General features: G+C 59.9%; 13 protein-coding genes. 6 read left to right on the forward strand and 7 right to left on the reverse strand.

The window, feature by feature from the left end; genetic code table 11:
- Positions 1-153 precede the first annotated feature (153 nt).
- The 3 genes from ACIQWS_RS22485 (at position 154) to ACIQWS_RS22495 (ending at position 3761) form a co-directional block, all read left to right on the forward strand.
- Complete coding sequence (locus ACIQWS_RS22485) at positions 154-1095, forward strand: adenylate/guanylate cyclase domain-containing protein (RefSeq protein WP_346306443.1); 942 nt, start codon at positions 154-156, stop codon at positions 1093-1095.
- Positions 1096-1306: 211 nt separating this feature from the next.
- Positions 1307-2863, forward strand: coding sequence for a DUF4070 domain-containing protein (locus ACIQWS_RS22490; protein ID WP_403184476.1), 1557 nt, complete (start codon positions 1307-1309; stop codon positions 2861-2863).
- 184 nt (positions 2864-3047) lie between these two features.
- A complete protein-coding gene (locus ACIQWS_RS22495) occupies positions 3048-3761 on the forward strand; it encodes a DUF2076 domain-containing protein (RefSeq protein WP_346306445.1) in 714 nt (237 codons plus the stop codon).
- A gap of 69 nt (positions 3762-3830) precedes the next feature.
- On the opposite strand, the gene ACIQWS_RS22500 is transcribed toward ACIQWS_RS22495, so the two are convergent.
- Entirely contained in the window at positions 3831-4691 is an 861-nt protein-coding gene (locus ACIQWS_RS22500; RefSeq protein ID WP_403184479.1) for an undecaprenyl-diphosphate phosphatase, read from the reverse strand.
- A 274-nt stretch (positions 4692-4965) separates the two neighbouring features.
- On the opposite strand from ACIQWS_RS22500, the gene ACIQWS_RS22505 reads away from it, so the two are divergent.
- Positions 4966-5250 carry a hypothetical protein gene (locus tag ACIQWS_RS22505; protein WP_403184481.1) on the forward strand — a complete coding sequence of 95 codons (285 nt, stop codon included), beginning with the start codon at positions 4966-4968 and terminating at the stop codon, positions 5248-5250.
- A 25-nt stretch (positions 5251-5275) separates the two neighbouring features.
- Here ACIQWS_RS22505 and ACIQWS_RS22510 read toward each other — a convergent pair whose 3' ends face one another.
- The 3 genes from ACIQWS_RS22510 to ACIQWS_RS22520 form a co-directional block, all read right to left on the reverse strand.
- Positions 5276-6586, reverse strand: a complete 1311-nt coding sequence (locus tag ACIQWS_RS22510; RefSeq protein WP_403184483.1) for an AAA-associated domain-containing protein — start codon at positions 6584-6586, stop codon at positions 5276-5278.
- A gap of 30 nt (positions 6587-6616) precedes the next feature.
- A complete protein-coding gene (locus tag ACIQWS_RS22515; RefSeq protein WP_346306449.1) occupies positions 6617-8350 on the reverse strand; it encodes an ABC transporter permease subunit in 1734 nt (577 codons plus the stop codon).
- Between the two features lie 173 nt (positions 8351-8523).
- A complete protein-coding gene (locus tag ACIQWS_RS22520; RefSeq protein ID WP_346306450.1) occupies positions 8524-8889 on the reverse strand; it encodes a hypothetical protein in 366 nt (121 codons plus the stop codon).
- 309 nt (positions 8890-9198) lie between these two features.
- Here ACIQWS_RS22520 and ACIQWS_RS22525 point away from each other — a divergent pair, with 309 nt between their 5' ends.
- Positions 9199-10524: a S41 family peptidase gene (locus ACIQWS_RS22525; protein ID WP_403184486.1), complete on the forward strand. Its 1326-nt coding sequence runs from the start codon at positions 9199-9201 to the stop codon at positions 10522-10524.
- 106 nt (positions 10525-10630) lie between these two features.
- Positions 10631-11191, forward strand: coding sequence for a DedA family protein (locus ACIQWS_RS22530; RefSeq protein ID WP_223615229.1), 561 nt, complete (start codon positions 10631-10633; stop codon positions 11189-11191).
- 42 nt (positions 11192-11233) lie between these two features.
- Here the strand turns inward: ACIQWS_RS22530 and ACIQWS_RS22535 are convergent, their stop codons facing one another.
- The 3 genes from ACIQWS_RS22535 to ACIQWS_RS22545 form a co-directional block, all read right to left on the reverse strand.
- Positions 11234-12421, reverse strand: coding sequence for a DUF1501 domain-containing protein (locus ACIQWS_RS22535; RefSeq protein WP_403184579.1), 1188 nt, complete (start codon positions 12419-12421; stop codon positions 11234-11236).
- A 30-nt stretch (positions 12422-12451) separates the two neighbouring features.
- On the reverse strand, positions 12452-13987 hold the full coding sequence (locus ACIQWS_RS22540; protein WP_346307928.1) for a DUF1800 domain-containing protein: 1536 nt from the start codon (positions 13985-13987) through the stop codon (positions 12452-12454).
- Positions 13988-14053: 66 nt separating this feature from the next.
- Positions 14054-16318, reverse strand: a complete 2265-nt coding sequence (locus ACIQWS_RS22545; RefSeq protein ID WP_403184489.1) for a caspase family protein — start codon at positions 16316-16318, stop codon at positions 14054-14056.
- Between the last annotated feature and the right edge of the window lie 368 nt (positions 16319-16686).

Below are 16686 nucleotides of genomic sequence, written 5' to 3' on the forward strand. Positions count from 1 at the left end.
GTCAAGCTCATTGTGAGGCACTGCCCGAACGGCAGATCTCGATATTTGTTCTCCTGCCCCGGCAGGTGCTTCCCACATTCAGCGACACGCGATATTCTCCGCCGACGTCGGATGGATTTCTTGTCAGAGCCAGGAACCGGGAAAATGAAGACCATGTCTGAAACGCGTCGCAAGCTCACCACGATTTTCTCTGCGGATGTTCAGGACTACACCCGTCTCATGCAGGTGGACGAAGAGCGGACGCTCGATACGCTCAACCAGTACCGCGATGCGATGAGACGTTTGATCGAGGCGCATGCCGGCCGGGTCATCAACACATGGGGCGATGGGCTCATTGCCGAGTTTTCCAGCGTCGTCGAGGCGGTGCGCGCGGCAATCGATGTGCAGAACGAGCTTGCCGGTTATAACGCCAAACGTTTGAACGACGCCCGCATGCTTTTCCGCATCGGCATCAATCTCGGGGATGTCATTGCCGAAGGCGACGATATCTATGGCGACGGGGTGAATGTCGCCGCGCGGTTGCAGGCCTCTGCCCCTCCCGGCGGCATCGTGATTTCAAGCACGGTTTTCGATCAGGTCCGCAACAAGCTGACCGTCGGGTTTGACTATCTCGGCGAGCTTTCGCTCAAGAACATTGAAGGCGGTATAGCCAGCTATGCCGTGCGTATCGGAGAAGACAGAGGATCTGGTCCGCTGAAGCCCTCCCTGCAATCCGGGCAGCCGCCGCATCATGACCATTTACGGCGGACCCAAACGCAAGCACACCCGGAGCCTTTGCCGTTCAGGAGAGGGCGGTTCGGTGTGCTGGCAACCGTCGCCGCCGGGATTGCCGCCATCAATTTTCTCACATGGAGTGGCTATTTCTGGGCTGCATGGCCTCTCCTGGCCTTTGCTGCTCTTGCTTTCGGTCTGTGGGTGCGGACCACCCGCCTTGACCGGTTCGTCGCCATGCTGGCGATGGTCGGGTTCGTCCTCGTCGGCATCAACCTTATCACTTGGAGCGGGACGTTCTGGGCCGCATGGCCGTTGCTTGCCTTTGCGGTTGCCGGCAGCATCCGCTGGTTCACGCGCCAGAGGAGCGGTGTCCGAAGCTGAGCCCGCCAATGAATTTACTATTCGCCGCATCATATTTTGGCCGATAGTTGGAGATATCATTGGCCAATATTGGGGAGTATACAGACGGGAACAGGTTTTTTCTCAAGGCGATGACGTCGCAGGGATCAGCCTTGAGGACAGGCATGCCATTCGCAAGCGGGAACGGGACAGACATATAGCATTTTAACAGCAAACAAAAAGGGTGACTGCAATGCCCCATATCGTGCTGATTAATCCGCGTTTTGAAGCTTCTTACTGGGGGCTGGAACATGCCCTGCCCATATTCGACGCAAAAGCCAACCTACCTGTGGCCTGCCTGCCTTTGCTGGCAGCCCTGACCCCTGCCGAACACACGGTCACGCTCATCGATGAGAACGTCGAAGACATCGACTATGATCTGTGTGCCAGCGCCGACATCGTCGGTGTTACCGGTATGATCGTGCAGCGCTTCCGCATGAAGGAAATCATTACGGAATTGAAGCGACGGGGCTGTTTTGTCGTGGTCGGAGGCCCATGGATCACCGTCCAGGAGAACTATTTCGCCGATCTTGCTGATGTGGCGTTCATTGGTGAAGCCGAAGAAATCTGGCCGCAATTCCTGACCGAATGGGCTGAACACCGTCATTCACGCCGGTATGAGCAGGCTGACAAGACAGACATGAGCACGGTTCCGGTGCCGCGCTTTGATCTCCTGAAAATGGACGATTATGCGGTAGGAAGCATCCAGTTTTCCCGGGGCTGTCCGTTTACCTGCGAATTCTGCGATATCATCGTTGTTTTTGGCCGCAAGCCCCGCATCAAGACGGGTCAACAGATTCTGGCCGAAGTGGAGGCATTGCTGGCAACAGGCATGGATACCGCCTTCATTGTCGATGACAACCTCATCGGCAACAAGAAGGCGATAAAGGAGGTTTTGCGCGAGGTCATCGCCTGGCAGGTTGCGCACAACTATCCCATGACCTTCGTGACCGAAGCCTCCATTGATCTGGCGGATGATCCGGAACTGATGCAATTGATGGTCGATACCAACATTCGCGTGGTCTTCATCGGCATTGAAACCCCGAACGAAGCAGCACTGCGGGAGACGAAGAAGCTACAGAATCTGCGCAAGGGCGCCACCATGCTGGAAAAGGTGCACACCATCCAGCGCTCAGGCATGGAAGTGTGGTGCGGCATGATCCTCGGTTTCGACAGCGACGATGCCTCGATTTTCGACGCGCAGCGCGCCTTTATCAAAGAAGCGCGGATCGTCAACGCCATGGTTGGCATGCTGGCGGCCATACCGAAGACCCCGCTCTATACGCGGTTGCTCAAGGAGGGGCGGCTTGATCCCGAGGATCAGCAGCCCTTTGGCACCAATGTCATTCCGCTCAACCTCAGCCGCGAGGCACTGCGCGACGGATATCTCGCGGTCATGCAGGATCTTCACAATCCCCAAGCCTATTTCGACCGGCTCGATGCGCTTTATCTGGATGAACGCATTGAACCGGAACAGACGCGGCTGCGCCATTTGCGCCGCCATCCCCTGCAGTTTGCAAAACTCAATGCGGAATGGATGCTCGAAGCCGTCGGCATCTTTTTGCGCCTGATGCGGCAGGTCCCCGACAAGGAACTGCGCCGCACCTATCGCCGGCGGATATGGGCCATGTTGAAGCGCCGCCGCTCGCCGGTGGTGATGCAGATCTATGCGATAAAATGCGCGATGCACTATCACGCCCATACGATGATCGCGCGGATGCAGACCGGCCCGATTGTAAACTCGTTCTAGGGAGTAAAACGCCAGGTGGCGTGACCGGGAGCGCTTCGGCATTTCCTGCGCTCGCGGCCATTTATGCGGCTAAAAACATTGGCGGGAAGGCCGCTACGGCTGCAAAATTACATTTTGTTAAGGCCATCTAAATGCCATGAATCTGGATCGAGATCATGCTTCCCCTAAAAGGAGGTGAGTGAAAATGAATGCCGATGAACAGAAACTTCTCAGTGGCCTCTTTGACCGTACAAGGCAGGCGGCCGATACGCCCCGCGACCCCGAAGCCGAGCGCTTCATTCTGGACCAGATCAAAAGCCAGCCCTCGGCCCCCTATCTCCTGGCTCAGGCCGTCATCGTCCAGGAACATGGCCTGAACGCATGTAACGAGCGCATCCAGGCACTGGAAGCGCAAGTGAAGGATTTGCAGAATGCGCCGCCCCCGCAACAACAGTCGGGCGGCTTGCTGGGGTCGATCTTCGGCAGTTCCCAGAGCGCGCAGCCATCCCAGCCTTCTCCCGGCCGGTTCAGCGGACCGTGGGGCGGCGGCGGGGCAGCACCCCAGGACGCATATGCAGCGCAGGGACAGCCACCTCAGGCCGGACGCTGGGCAGCACCGCCGCAACCACAGGCCCAAGGCGGCGGCTTTCTGCAAGGCGCATTGACCACGGCAGCCGGTGTGGCCGGCGGCGCGCTCATGTTCGAAGGCATCAAGAACATGATGGGCGGCAATTCGTTGTTTGGCGGCTCGGGCGGCGGAACCGGCACTGTGCCGCAAGCCGGCGAGACGGTCATCAACAACTACTACAACGATGACAAGAGTACAGGCACGCAGAACGATTACGCCGAAATGGACCGTCTCGACGACGCCTATGACGATGCACAGGACAGCGATACCGACGACGACAATGTAGCGTGACGCACCGGGCGATAAACAGGACAGCGCCCTGTTTATCGCCCGTCTTCCCGGTCTTTCACCGAAGGTCTGTCAGGCGTATGAGATCCAGAGGATCACCAGGCCGAGCACAATCCGGTAGCAGATGAAGGGCAGCGTTGAAAAACGCTCCAGAATGCGCATCAAGCCCCACAGGGCTGCGAAGGATGACAGCGATCCGATGACAAGACCGACGAGCAGGATCATCCAGCCCTCAAAGGGAAGATGAGCGCGGGCGAGGACAACAAGTTCATGCAGGCCTGCCAGCGCGATAGCCGGAATGCCGAGCAGAAAGGAAAAGCGCGCGGCGTCCTGCCGCGTGAAATCGCGAAACAGGGCCGCCGTCAGGGTCGAGCCGGAGCGTGAAACGCCGGGGATCAGGGCACCAACCTGCGCGACGCCGACGATAAGCGCATCGCGCAGCCGCATGCTGTCCGCTGGACGTTTATGCTGGCATACCCATTCGGCAACCGCGAGCAGAACACCCATGATGAGGCAGGAAAAACCGATGACCGGCAAGGTCCGCAACGGACTGTCGCAGGCATTGAGAACCGGCGCCAGAAGCAGGCCGGCGATGACGATCGGCACGGTACCGAGCCCGATGCCGATAGCCATGCGCAGCTTGGGCGACATCCAGTCTCCCGTCCTGATCGCGCTGAGCGATCCGCCGGTTATGGCGTAGATATCGCGCCGGAAATAGCAGATGACCGCCGTCAACGCGGCCAGCTGCATCGCCGCCGAAAAAGCCGATCCGGGATCCTGCCAGCCGAGAAGTGCCGGAACCAGCCGCATATGTGCGGTTGATGATATCGGCAGCAATTCCGTAATGCCCTGCACCACGCCCAGCACGGCGACCTTGGCGGTGCCCAAAGCCACAAAGCCGGTATCTACCCCTTGCGTGCATACGCCACTCATAAAGTGTTTCCCTCGATCTGGGTGATGGATGTCGATCGATTGCTTCGATCGCTGCGGAGGCTACATGCAAATGCGCCGCAAGTGTAGACGCCAAGCGCGTCTGGAGCCGCTGAAACAACAGAAAACAGCAGCGCCAAATGTCACGGTTACCCGGTACTGTCCGCCACGCAATTGACGCGGCTGCGACTTTAATAAGCCGCAACTTGTAATGTAGTATAAAACACTAGAAGCGCGTGAAATTTAAAGCGCACCATCGACAACCGGCAGGATGGCAGTGGCAGAGTTTTCAGAAGTCTTGAGCTCAATGATTATCGGTGTGCTGGCGCTTGCCGTCGGCATGGTGGTGCTCTGGGGCGCTTGCCGGTATCAATGGCGGGCCGAGCGGACCGCCGGTCTGGCTTTGCTGGGACTCTTGCTGCTTTTTGGTATTGCGTCGCTGTTTGGCATTGAAGCACCGAGTGCGATTATGCTCGGCGTCGTGGCGTGCGGGTTCATTGCCATACTGATCTTGAAGCGTGCGAAGGCCGGTTCGCCGCCAAATCGGCCCCAGCTCCCATAAATGCCGATCTTCCGCGGCTCAGTCCTTACTGAGGGTTTTCCAGGCTGAAAAGCTCGGCCTGCTCGTCATAGGCAAACAGCTCGGCATAGCGCGCCCAGGACACCACGGTCTTCAATGTCTCATCCGCATAGTCTTCGCTCATGAAGTCTTCCAGCTCGTTGCGGAAACGGGCTGCCGGAGCCGTATGCGTCGGCCGCTCGTCGAGCACGCGTCTGATAAGGCCGATGAGCGGAACGTATGTGACGAGGTGTTCCGCGAAAACCTTCTTGCGGGCATCGGTATCGAGATGGGCGAACCGCATGCCGGCGTCGGTCAGGACGAGGTCGCCCTCGTTCAGATGGGCAAAACGCAGGAGTTGCAGGGCTTCGCCCAGATGAAACAGCTCGTCGGCCTCCATCTGCAGCGTACCGGCAAGAACAGGCAGGTCGGCGCGCCCATTATACGGTTCGCCCGCCAGAGACTCCATCAGACCAGCCAGGATATTGGTCGAAACCGGGTTCAAAATCATGCCCATTCCCGTACCCGGAATACCTTCCACGGATGGCAGGCGAGGTTCGGTACGCTGGGTCATGCGGGCATAGATATTGTCGACCAGCTGCCGGAAGACCGGATCGAGGCGATTGCGCGGATGCGGAAGATCGACCCTGAGTTCCTGCGCGACCCGGCCGGGATTGGACGAGAAAATCAGGATGCGGTCACACATCAGCACTGCTTCTTCGATGTTGTGAGTGACGATCAGCACCGATTTGATCGGCAGGCGCCCTTCGATCCACAGGTCGATCATGTCGGTGCGCAGGGTCTCCGCGGTGAGGACATCAAGAGCCGAGAAGGGTTCGTCCATCAGCAAGAGGTCGGGATGCACCACCAGTGCCCGGGCAAAACCGACGCGCTGGCGCATGCCGCCGGACAGTTCCTTGGGATAGGCGTTTTCGAACCCGTCCAGACCGATAAGATCGATTGCCGCAAGCGCCCGCTTGCGCCGTTCCGCCCGGTCGACATCCTGCGCTTCAAGACCAAGTTCCACGTTCTGGAGGACTGTCAGCCAGGGAAAAAGCGCAAAGGACTGGAACACCATGGAAATGCCGAGGGGCGGGCCCTGGATGACGGAGCCGCGGCACTTTGCTTCGCCTGAGGACGGCGCGATCAGGCCGGCGATGATCCGCAGCAGCGTCGATTTTCCCGAGCCGGAGCGGCCGAGCAGCCCGACGATTTCGCCCTCCCTGATGTTCAGGTCGACATCGTCGAGCACCATGACATCGTTGCCGCTGCCTTTTTTGAAGGACCGGGAAACATTGCGGATGTCGACGAGCAGGTTTCTGTCAGCTTGATCAAGCATTGAACATTCCTTTGATCCGATAATCCGGCACTAGCCGAGACGAAGGCGCCGCTCGCCAAAGGCGTAGAGCGGGCGCCAGAACAGGCGATTGAACAGCGTTACAAAGATGCACATGACGGCGATGCCAAGCACGACACGCGGGAAATCGCCCGCCGTGGTGGCATTGGCGATGTATGATCCAAGCCCCGGTGTCGTCAGCTGCGTGTCACCCCAGCTGGCCACTTCGGCAACGATGCTGGCATTCCACGCACCGCCGGAGGCCGTGATCGCGCCGGTGATGTAATAGGGAAAAATGCCGGGGAGAATGACCTTGAACCACCAGCGCCAGCCACGGAGATGAAAGCTGTTCGCCGCTTCCTTGAGATCGCTGGGAAAGGCGCTGGCCCCGGCAATGACATTGAAGAGAATGTACCACTGCGTGCCTAGGATCATCAGCGGGCTGAGCCAGATATTGGCGTTGAGACCGAAATGCACGATCAACACGACAAAGGCCGGGAATGCGATGTTGGCGGGAAACGCCGCCAGAAACTGGGCCAGCGGCTGGACTTTCTGCGCCAGTTTCGGCCGCAGTCCGATCCACACCCCAACAGGCACCCAGACAAGTGTCGCGAGTATCATCAGAACGGTCACCCTCAACAGGGTGATGAACCCGTTGCCGACGGCGGTCGCCACATCGGACCAGGCAATATTGGCCTTGAGATAGATGATGCTGATATAGGCCGCATAGCCTGCGGCAACAACAATGAAGGCAAGCCAGAGCCGGTCGAGAAGGCGTGACGTCGCGGGCTTTGCGTCACCCGAGCCGAATGTCGGCAGCGCCGGCAAACGCAGGTTCCAGACCAGACGGGAAAGAAAGGCGACCGGGGCGGCGAGCAGGCGTGTGATCCGGGCCCGGCGAAACAGGTCCAGCATCCAGGAGCTTGGAACCGTTTCCGACGAGGTTGTTTCAAAACGGAACTTGTCGGCCCAGGCCACGAGCGGCCGGAACAGGAACTGATCGTAGAGCAGGATGACGGCGAGCATCGCCATCGTGGCATAGAAGATTGCCATGATGTTCTGCTCCTTGATGGCCAGCGCAACGTAGGAGCCAACCCCTGGCAGGGTAACGGTGGTGTCGCCGACGGTGATCGCCTCCGACGCCACGACGAAGAACCAGCCTCCCGACATCGACATCATGGTGTTCCAGACAAGACCGGGCATCGCAAACGGAACGTCCAGCCGCCAGAACCGCTGCCAGCCCGTCAGGTGGAAGCTCTGCGTTGCCTCCTCCAGGTCTTTCGGCTCGTTGCGCATGGATTGATACATGCTGAACGTCATGTTCCAGGCCTGGCTGGTGAAGATGGCAAACACGGATGCCAGCTCGGCGCCAAGGACGCTGCCCGGAAACAGGTTGAGGAAGAAGGTGACGGTGAAGGTCAGGAAGCCGAGGATCGGCACGGACTGGAGAATATCGAGAATGGGAACCAGCACCATCTCGGCACGGCGGCTCTTGGCGGCGGCTGCGGCATAGATGAACGTGAAGACGAGCGACAGGGCAATGGCCAGGAGCATGCGCAGCATGGTGCGGAGCGCGTAAACCGGCAGATTGGATGGATCGAGGGAAAGCGGGGCGGCTTCAAGTGTCGACAGCGGAACCGTGGTCACGCGGGCACCGTAGGCGATCAGCACGATGGCGCCGATCACCAAAAGCAAAGCCATCAGGTCCCACATGCTCAGCCACATCGAGCGGCCGATGGCAGGCGGTGTATATTTTTGAAACGCCATAAGCCGAGCCCCTAATGGCTTGAATGCAATGAATAAAGGACGCTATTCGCGGTACTCTGCCATCGTTGCCGACGCATTTGCAAGGGACTTAAGAAGGACGATCATGACAGTGTCATGACGGAAGATGGGCCGTGGAAAAAATTGCGCGGATCGCCGGATTGGCTGCGGCTGTTTCACCCGTGGCGACGCAGTTGCCAGCGCACAATTCCCATGCCAATCCGGTTGAGTTTCCCGATAACCCGCCACAGGGATCGGGCACGCCGCTTCGCCAGGCGGCCGGTGGCCAGCCGGGGCAGCGCGAACCAGATGAGGCGCAGGGAACACCAGTTCAATATGGCAACCAGATGCGCGCAGGCTCTGACCTCCGTGGAGCGCAGGCACGCCTGCAGTCTCCGCTGAAGAGGAAGACCGGACGGGGCATGCGGGTTACGGATTTGGCGATGCGCCTTCTGGATTCGCGCGAGCTCCTGCGCTGTGTTCAGGCGCAGTTGGCGGCGCTTTGCCAGGATATGGTCCAATTCACTGCTGCTGTTCTGCATCGCGCACCGCTCTGCAACCGGAATTTGCACGCCGTTCGTCGTTCGAGGGCGTCAATGCGCGGCTGCCGTTTGACAATCGGGTGTCAATCTGCATCCTCCAGTGGCTATAGGAGCAAGCGAAATATGTTGCGCCCGGGCCAAAAAAGCCACGCGAACGGCTCTTGTGTAATTTACCGGAAGCGGCAGTGTAGCATTATGGATCACAGTATGTGTCGGTCATATTCTGGTCGTGTTAATCCTGCCTTGGTTGGCATATAATTATTCTGTTACCACGTTTTGGGGTAGGCAGATTTTCTGGAAGGAATGCAAATGGTACGCAGGTTAACGCTTCTCATGGCCGGAGCCCTGATGGGTGCAACGGCAATGGTGGCTGTGCAGGGCGGGCTGCATATAACCGCCGCGGAAGCTGCGGGCACGGACACATACAAGCAGTTGTCGCTTTTCGGCGAAGTCTTCGAGCGGGTGCGCAATCAGTATGTCACGCCGCCGGATGACCAGAAGCTGATCGAAAGCGCCATCAACGGCATGCTGACGTCGCTCGACCCGCATTCGTCCTATATGAACGCCGAACAGGCGAAGGAAATGTCGGTGCAGACCAAGGGTGAGTTTGGCGGCCTTGGCATTGAAGTCACCATGGAAAACCAGCTGTTGAAGGTGATCACGCCAACGGAAGATGGCCCCGCGTTCAAGGCGGGTGTTCTTGCCGGCGATTATATCTCGCAGATCGACGGAACCGATGTCCGCGGCCTGTCGCTGAACGACGCGGTCGACAAGATGCGCGGCGATGTCAACACCCCCATCGAGCTGACGCTGATCCGCCAGGGTGCCGACAAGCCGATCAAGCTGACCGTCGTGCGCGACGTGGTCAAGGTGAAGGCCGTCAAGTACCGCGTCGAGAACGATGTCGGTTATGTCAGGGTGATTTCCTTCACCGAACAGACCTACGAAGACCTGCAAAAGGCGATCAAGGACATCCAGAGCAAGGTTCCCGCCGACAAGCTCAAGGGCTTCGTGCTGGATCTTCGCCTCAATCCGGGTGGTCTGCTGGACCAGGCGGTTGCCGTCTCCGATGCCTTCCTCGACAAGGGCGAGATCGTCTCGACCCGCGCCCGCGATCCGCAGGACATCACCCGCTTCGATGCCCGTCCGGGCGATCTGATCAACGGCAAGCCGATGATCGTCATGATCAATGGCGGTTCCGCCAGTGCGGCGGAGATTGTTGCCGGTGCGCTGCAGGATCAACGCCGGGCGACGGTGCTGGGCACGCGGTCCTTCGGCAAGGGCTCGGTGCAGACGATCATCCCGCTGGGCGAGAATGGCGCACTGCGGCTGACGACGGCGCTGTATTACACGCCGGCCGGCAAATCGATCCAGGGCAAGGGCATCGTGCCGGATATCGCGGTCGAACAGCCGCTGCCGGACGATCTGAAGGGCCGGGCCGAACCGATGAGCGAATCCAGCCTGAAGGGCCATATCAAGGGCGTTCAGGAGGATGCGGAAGGATCGGGCTCGATTGCCTATGTCCCGCCGGATCCGAAGGATGACCTGCAACTGATCGAAGCCCTGAAGCTGCTGCGCGGCGAACAGGCCAATGCCGCATTCCCGGCAGATCCGACGAAAGGCTTTTCCAAGTAACCGGAAAGCCGGAGACCATCATGAAAGGGACGGGCCCGTCCGGTCTGTCCCTTTCGGTTGCCGGCCATTCTGCAACCACCACGATTTCTCATTCTCATCAGGCACAATGGATCTTTCCAATATTATCGAAGCCACGATTTCCTTTACGCGGGAGCACGAAAAATGGGCGCCTGTCATCGTCTTCGCGCTCGGCTTGGTTGAATCCCTGGCCTTGCTCTCCTTGCTTGTTCCCTCCACGATCATCCTTCTGGGTATCGGCGGCCTGTTCGGGGCGAGCGGGCTTCCCTTCTGGCCGCTGCTTGTTTCCGGCGGCATCGGCGCATGCGTGGGCTATACACTTTCCTATTGGGTGGGGCGGCACTTTCACGAACCCATCTTGAGAAACTGGCCATTTTCCCGTTATCCGGCCATGGTCGAGCGGTCCGAGCGGTTTTTCGAGCGATATGGTGTCTTCAGCGTTTTTCTCGGCCATTTCTTTGGTCCAGTTCGCGCCGTCATTCCGGTTGTCGCCGGGGTGGCCGGCATGACGGAGTTCCGGTTCCAGTTGGCCAATATTCCGTCGGGTTTCCTCTGGGCGTTTCTCGTCATTGCTCCGGGCTATTTCTCCACCCAGTCCGACCAGATGAAACCATTCTGGGACTCAGTTAAAAGCCTGGCCGGAAGCTGAGTCTACGCAGACATCAGCATCGGCGGTTCGTTTCCTGCACTTTCATATCAAGGCAAGGTCACGGGGCTGCACGGCGGCAAAGACGCGGTGCAGTCCGGTCTGGTCCAGGCCATACATGCGCTGGAACAGTCCGCCGAGCAGGGAGCGGTAATCGGTCAGAACGGGATAGTCGCGGTTCTGGAAAAGATGGGCCTGGTCGACCGCGATCTGCTCACCGGCGATGCGGCCGCCCTTGATGCCGCCGCCCAGAACCCAGTAGACGCTGCCATGGCCGTGATCCGTGCCGCGATTGCCGTTCTCGCGAAACGTGCGGCCGAATTCGGAGAGGACCACCACGACGGTATCCTGCCATTGCGGGCCGATCTCTTCGGCAAATCCGGCAATTCCCCGGCCAAGCTCGCTCAGCCTGTCGGCGAGATAGCCGTTCGCCGCCCCCTGGTTGACATGGGTGTCCCAGCCGCCGACATCGACGAAACCCAGGTTGAACTGCTCGCGCATGAGACGGCCGATCCGGCGTGCGGACAGTTCGAACCCCTTGGCGGAGACGGCGCCGCGGCTGGCTTCCATCATGTGATCGGTGATCGCGTGATAGACATCGTCGCGGACGCGAAAGCCTTCCCGTACGGACCCCTCCAATGATTTCCCGTCATACATGGCGCTGATGAGACTCGCCTGGCGGCTGTCGATCCCCGGCTTGCCCACGCTGTTGATCGCGATATTGGGGACCGGCTCTCCGCCCTGGAAGGTGAGCGGCATCTGGTCGGTGAAGGAGATCGGCCGCACGCGTGTCAGGGCGCCGGCGAGGCGCGCCATGAAGCCGGACCGGTAATCCCGCGTGCCGTTGACGTCCTGTCCAAGCTCGATGGTGTCCTGGGTTTCAAAGTGGCTGCGGGTGAGGTCGTCCGTACCGGCGAACGGAATGAAGGCGGCCTGCCCTTTCTGATAGAAGGGGAGGATCGTCTCCTTCAGGGCCGGATGCAGGCCCCAATTGACGTCGAGGGAAAGCGCCGAGGCGGCGTTGGCCGCGTCCGGACGGGCGATGGCGAGGCTCGGCCGCGATGCATAGTAGAAATCACTGCTGACCGGAATCACCACATTGGCAGCGTCATAGGCGCCGCGCAGAAACACCACGAGCAGGCGTGCGTCGGTTTTGGGCGCTGCCCAGACACGCCCCGCAACCGTCATGGAGGTCAGGGCTGCCAGTCCACCAATGAGATCACGGCGATTGATATGCATGATCGTCTCCTCGTCGGGTTGCTGTTACTGCATGAATTCGGGTGAGGACAGGAACAGCGTGTTCCAGTCCTGCGGTGAAATCGCCTTGTCCAGGGCGGTCTGCGTGGGCGCTGAAAGCTTCAGATGCAGGCTTGAGAAATACAGCCCGTTCTCGATGAGCGGGAATGCCGGCTGATCCACCGCATCGGGCGTTGCCGCCTTGAAAAGCCCGGCGGAATTGGATCCGATCTGGTGGGCAATCTCAAAGCGCGTCATCATCGCCCCCGATCCGTTCCACGCCGTCGACATCATGGAATAACCATCGGGGGTCTGGTGGTTATAGAGGCCTTCCGCCAGGCGGTTCAGCCAGTTCTGCACGGGCGCGCTGTTGACGATGACTTTCGTGTCATAGGCAAGACGGATGGCGGAAAGAACATACCGGACAGGATCCTTGAAATGCCCGCCAAGCGAGGCCGTAAATTCCGGGGAATGGAACAGCGTGTCGAGGACGCTCGCGATATTGCCATCCGTCCGCATGAAGGTCTGCGCCATCCGGTCAACCAGGGCTGGCGGGGGGACATCGGCGACAAAATAGGTGGCGAGCTGCCGGGATACATGCTGGGCCGTTGTCGGCTGTTTGCATAGAATATCGAGCGCTTCTTCAACTTCGGCAAAGCCGCGCCCTTTGATCGTCCGCCCCAGGAAAACCTTGTCGCCGAAATCATGGCGCGCCGGATTGAATTCAAACAAACCATCGCGCACGAGCAGCGGTTGCAGGTCCGGTTTCAGCTTGGGATTGTCCGGTTTGAGATCGATCCCAACACCGGTGAGGATGCGCGCCAGTTCCTCGACATCCTTCTGCGTATAGCCGGAGCCGACACCCATAGTGTGCAGCTCCATGATTTCCCGGGCGTAATTCTCGTTGATATGGCCAACGGCGTTGTCGGCATTGTCGAGGTAGCGGATCATGGCGGGGTGACGCAGCGTCGCCTCCAGCAGATCGTGAAACCGGCCGAGCGCGTGCGCGCGGATGGCCTTGTTCTCGTAATCGCCGAGAAGGATGCGCAGATTGGCCTTGTATTGATGCACGTTGAAATGATTGAACCAGAACCACGTCATCCGTTCGCGCAGCTGATCGGGTGAATAGAGCGCCCGCAACAGGCTGGCGGTTGCAGCCTGCCGGGCCATGTCGCTCATGCCATCCTGAAAAGCCTTTTGCGCAATGGCTTTCTGGTCGGGATCGGCCGTCTGGTTGGCGGCGCGCGCCTGTGCGTCGAAGTCCGTGGCAAGATCGAAGGCGGATTTCTGGCTGACTGGCAGGGCATCGATCTGTGTCCGGACCGCCGCCGGTAGCGCGTCGGACGCGGGATGGAGTTGCATTTGCAGCCATTTTTCCCGGCCAAGCGTGTGATAGGCCGCCATCGTCGATGGATTGACACCCCACGTTATCGCATCGACCAGCGCAAGATCGCGCACGATCTGCGCCGCAGGGTTGTCAGCGGCCGGTGCTGCCGCCGCGTGGAGCGGGCTAAGCAGGACCAGCCCGCAGATTGTAAATCTTGCTATTCGACCCCTGTGCATGCTCTCACTCCGCCGAATAAAGGTTGGGTGCATCGCAACGGCGTTTCCCGTTGCAGATGCCGGTGCTCATTTGGGGCAGGCGGGCTGATCCTGGCCGCCGCACTCTTTCTTCATGCCGGGCTTTTGCGGCGCATGTGGCTGGGGCCTTCCGGCTGGCGGCCTTGCCTCGACCTGTCGTCGCGGCTGCGCTTGCATATGCGCTTGCGGCACGGGACTGGACGGCCTGCTCACCTGCGCATTGACCCGTGCCTGGTTCTGCGGCTGGGCCCTTTGAACCGGCGGGCGGGGAGCGGCGTGATCGCGCGGACGCGGGCTGGCATTCAGTTTTGCAACCGCCGGTGGAATGGTCCGGGGTTGAGGATTGGGCGCAGCCTTGTGTCTGGCCTGTGCGGCAACAGCGGGCTGGCGGTTGACAGTAGCCGGCAAGGCATTTTTCCCGGCTTTGTTCTGGCCGGTCGATACCGCAGCTTTCCCGGGGGCAAGCGGTGCGGCAGTGCTCGGAGCAGCCGGGAGGGCGTGCCCCGGCAATGGCGGCTTGACCGCTGCGGCGTTGGCTTTTCCGGGTGTTTTCGTCACAGCCTGCGGGGCTGGTGTCTGCACCGGTGCCGGGTTTTGCAGCGCGGGTTTGCCGTTGATGAGGGGCAGGCGGCTGCCGTTGGTCCCGGGAAGCGAATGGCTGTCCTGCGGTTTGATGGCCGCGGGTACCGGGCCCGGCGCGGCGGGTTTGGCGGGTGCGACGGGATTTTGCTTTGGCATGACTGCCGCCTTCTTCTGCACCGATGGCGGCAGGGCAACGTGCAGGGCGGCGGCCGCGGCTCCCACCGCAACAGCGGCACCGGCGACTTTCGCGCCGGTGCTCAGGCCAGGGCTGGGGGCAGCCGCAGGTTCCTGCACGATCGTCGTGCTGTTGTTGATCACCGTGTTATGAATATTGTTGAAGATGACATTGTTTTCAGGCGGTGCAATGTCACGCGCCGGGCGGACCCACTCGGCCACGGGTACGAACGCAGGCACCGGCAGAACATAGAGATCGACAGGTGGGGGCGGGGGTGCCAGCACGATGAAATCGGGCGGTGGTGGCGGCAGGAAGATCACTGGCGGCGGTGGCGGCGGCGCAAAGTCGAATTCGGGATCATCGAAATACAGGACCGGGCGGTCGACATAGATGATTTCCGTTTCAGGTGGCGGCGGCACGTCGTAGGCAATCACCGTGAAGGATGCGGGCGGCTCCAGCGCGGCTTCAAAATGGTCAAGTCTCCGGCGGGCATCCCAGCCGTGCGGACCATGCGGATAGCGGCGCAGATATGACCAATAGGCTTCCGGCGTGTCGGCGACCCAGGTTTGGCGCCATGTGATCGCCTCACGCCGGGCAGCGACAATGGCCCGCACACGCTTGGCCATTGGGTCGCTGGGATAAGCGGCAAGAAAATCCTCGTACCCGCGCAGCGTATCGCGATCGAGCGCGGCGAGATAGGCGTCGCGAGCGTCGAAATCGCGAATGGCCTTGGCCCGCATCGCACCGCCCTGAAGCGCGGAGACTTGCTGTGCCGGCGCATCGGGGCCTTTGTCGAAGAAAAGGAACGGCGTACGGAATTTCGAGGCATTCCAGGGCAGTTCCCCGCCCTTGGTCGCATCGCTCACCCGCAGGCGCGTGCGATCAAACACGTCATCAAGCCCCAGCCCGCCGACACGGATCATCTCGGCAAGGGCGTGCGCATAGGCGCCGTAAGGCCCGGTCTCTGGTGGAGCGACGGTCCCGGGCGCTGCATTGAAGCCGATCAGGACATTGGGATCGGGATCGACAATGGCCAGTCCCCCTGCCAGCGGCTGATCCGATCGGACGAATGGGTTGGCCCGGGCCGCGTCGAGCACCATGATGGTGCCCTTGTTCTGCAGTGCTGCGAGCGATTTGGTGAAATCGGAGACCCGTATGGCTTCGACGGGAACATCGGTTGCGCGCGTCATTTTCGCATCGACACCGGCAAAATAGTTTTCACCTTCATACTGCAGGCCATACCCGGCGAGATAAACGAAGATGACGGTGTCGGGCCCCGACGCCGTTGCCTTGTCGAGAAAATCCCGGAAGGTATGGCGCAACGAATCCTGATCGAGATCCCTCGCTCCGACCACATCAAATCCTGCGGCCTGCAATGTTTGTGCAATCAGGCCGGCATCGTTGGCGGGTGTCGGCAGCGGACCGGTTTGATAGGCCGAATTGCCGATGACGAGAGCGATTCTCTTCTCTAATGGCGCCTGGGCTTGGGCCAGGCCGGGAATGGATAGGGAGCCGAGCACCAGAAATACAGCAAGACATGTCCGGATTATTCGCATCTCGATCACCTCATTGCAAAGCACGCACGTGCAGCAGGATTATGGTGTGCTTTGAAAGCGGCACGTAAAAATCGTGCTCCACGATTCCGGCAAAATCGTGGGATCGGCGCTTTAAATCTGCTTTGATCGATGCATTCGAAATTGCTGAATATAATCAATGTGGCATGGTTGAAGGGAGGCCATCTCCGCCGGGAATTGCCGCGGCGGAATACGCAATAAAACACCGGTCTGTTGCCAGACCGGTGCCTTTGATCGTTGAAAAAGATCTTGGTCATTGGAAAAGAGTGCATCTGAAGACCAAAGCCCTCGAAAGATACTCTAGCCATTTAAATCGATTTGAAAATTGGTAGTTCCACCTAGAGAGCGAA

Source organism: Phyllobacterium sp. NPDC097923 (assembly GCF_044760925.1).
GTDB lineage: Bacteria > Pseudomonadota > Alphaproteobacteria > Rhizobiales > Rhizobiaceae > Phyllobacterium > Phyllobacterium calauticae.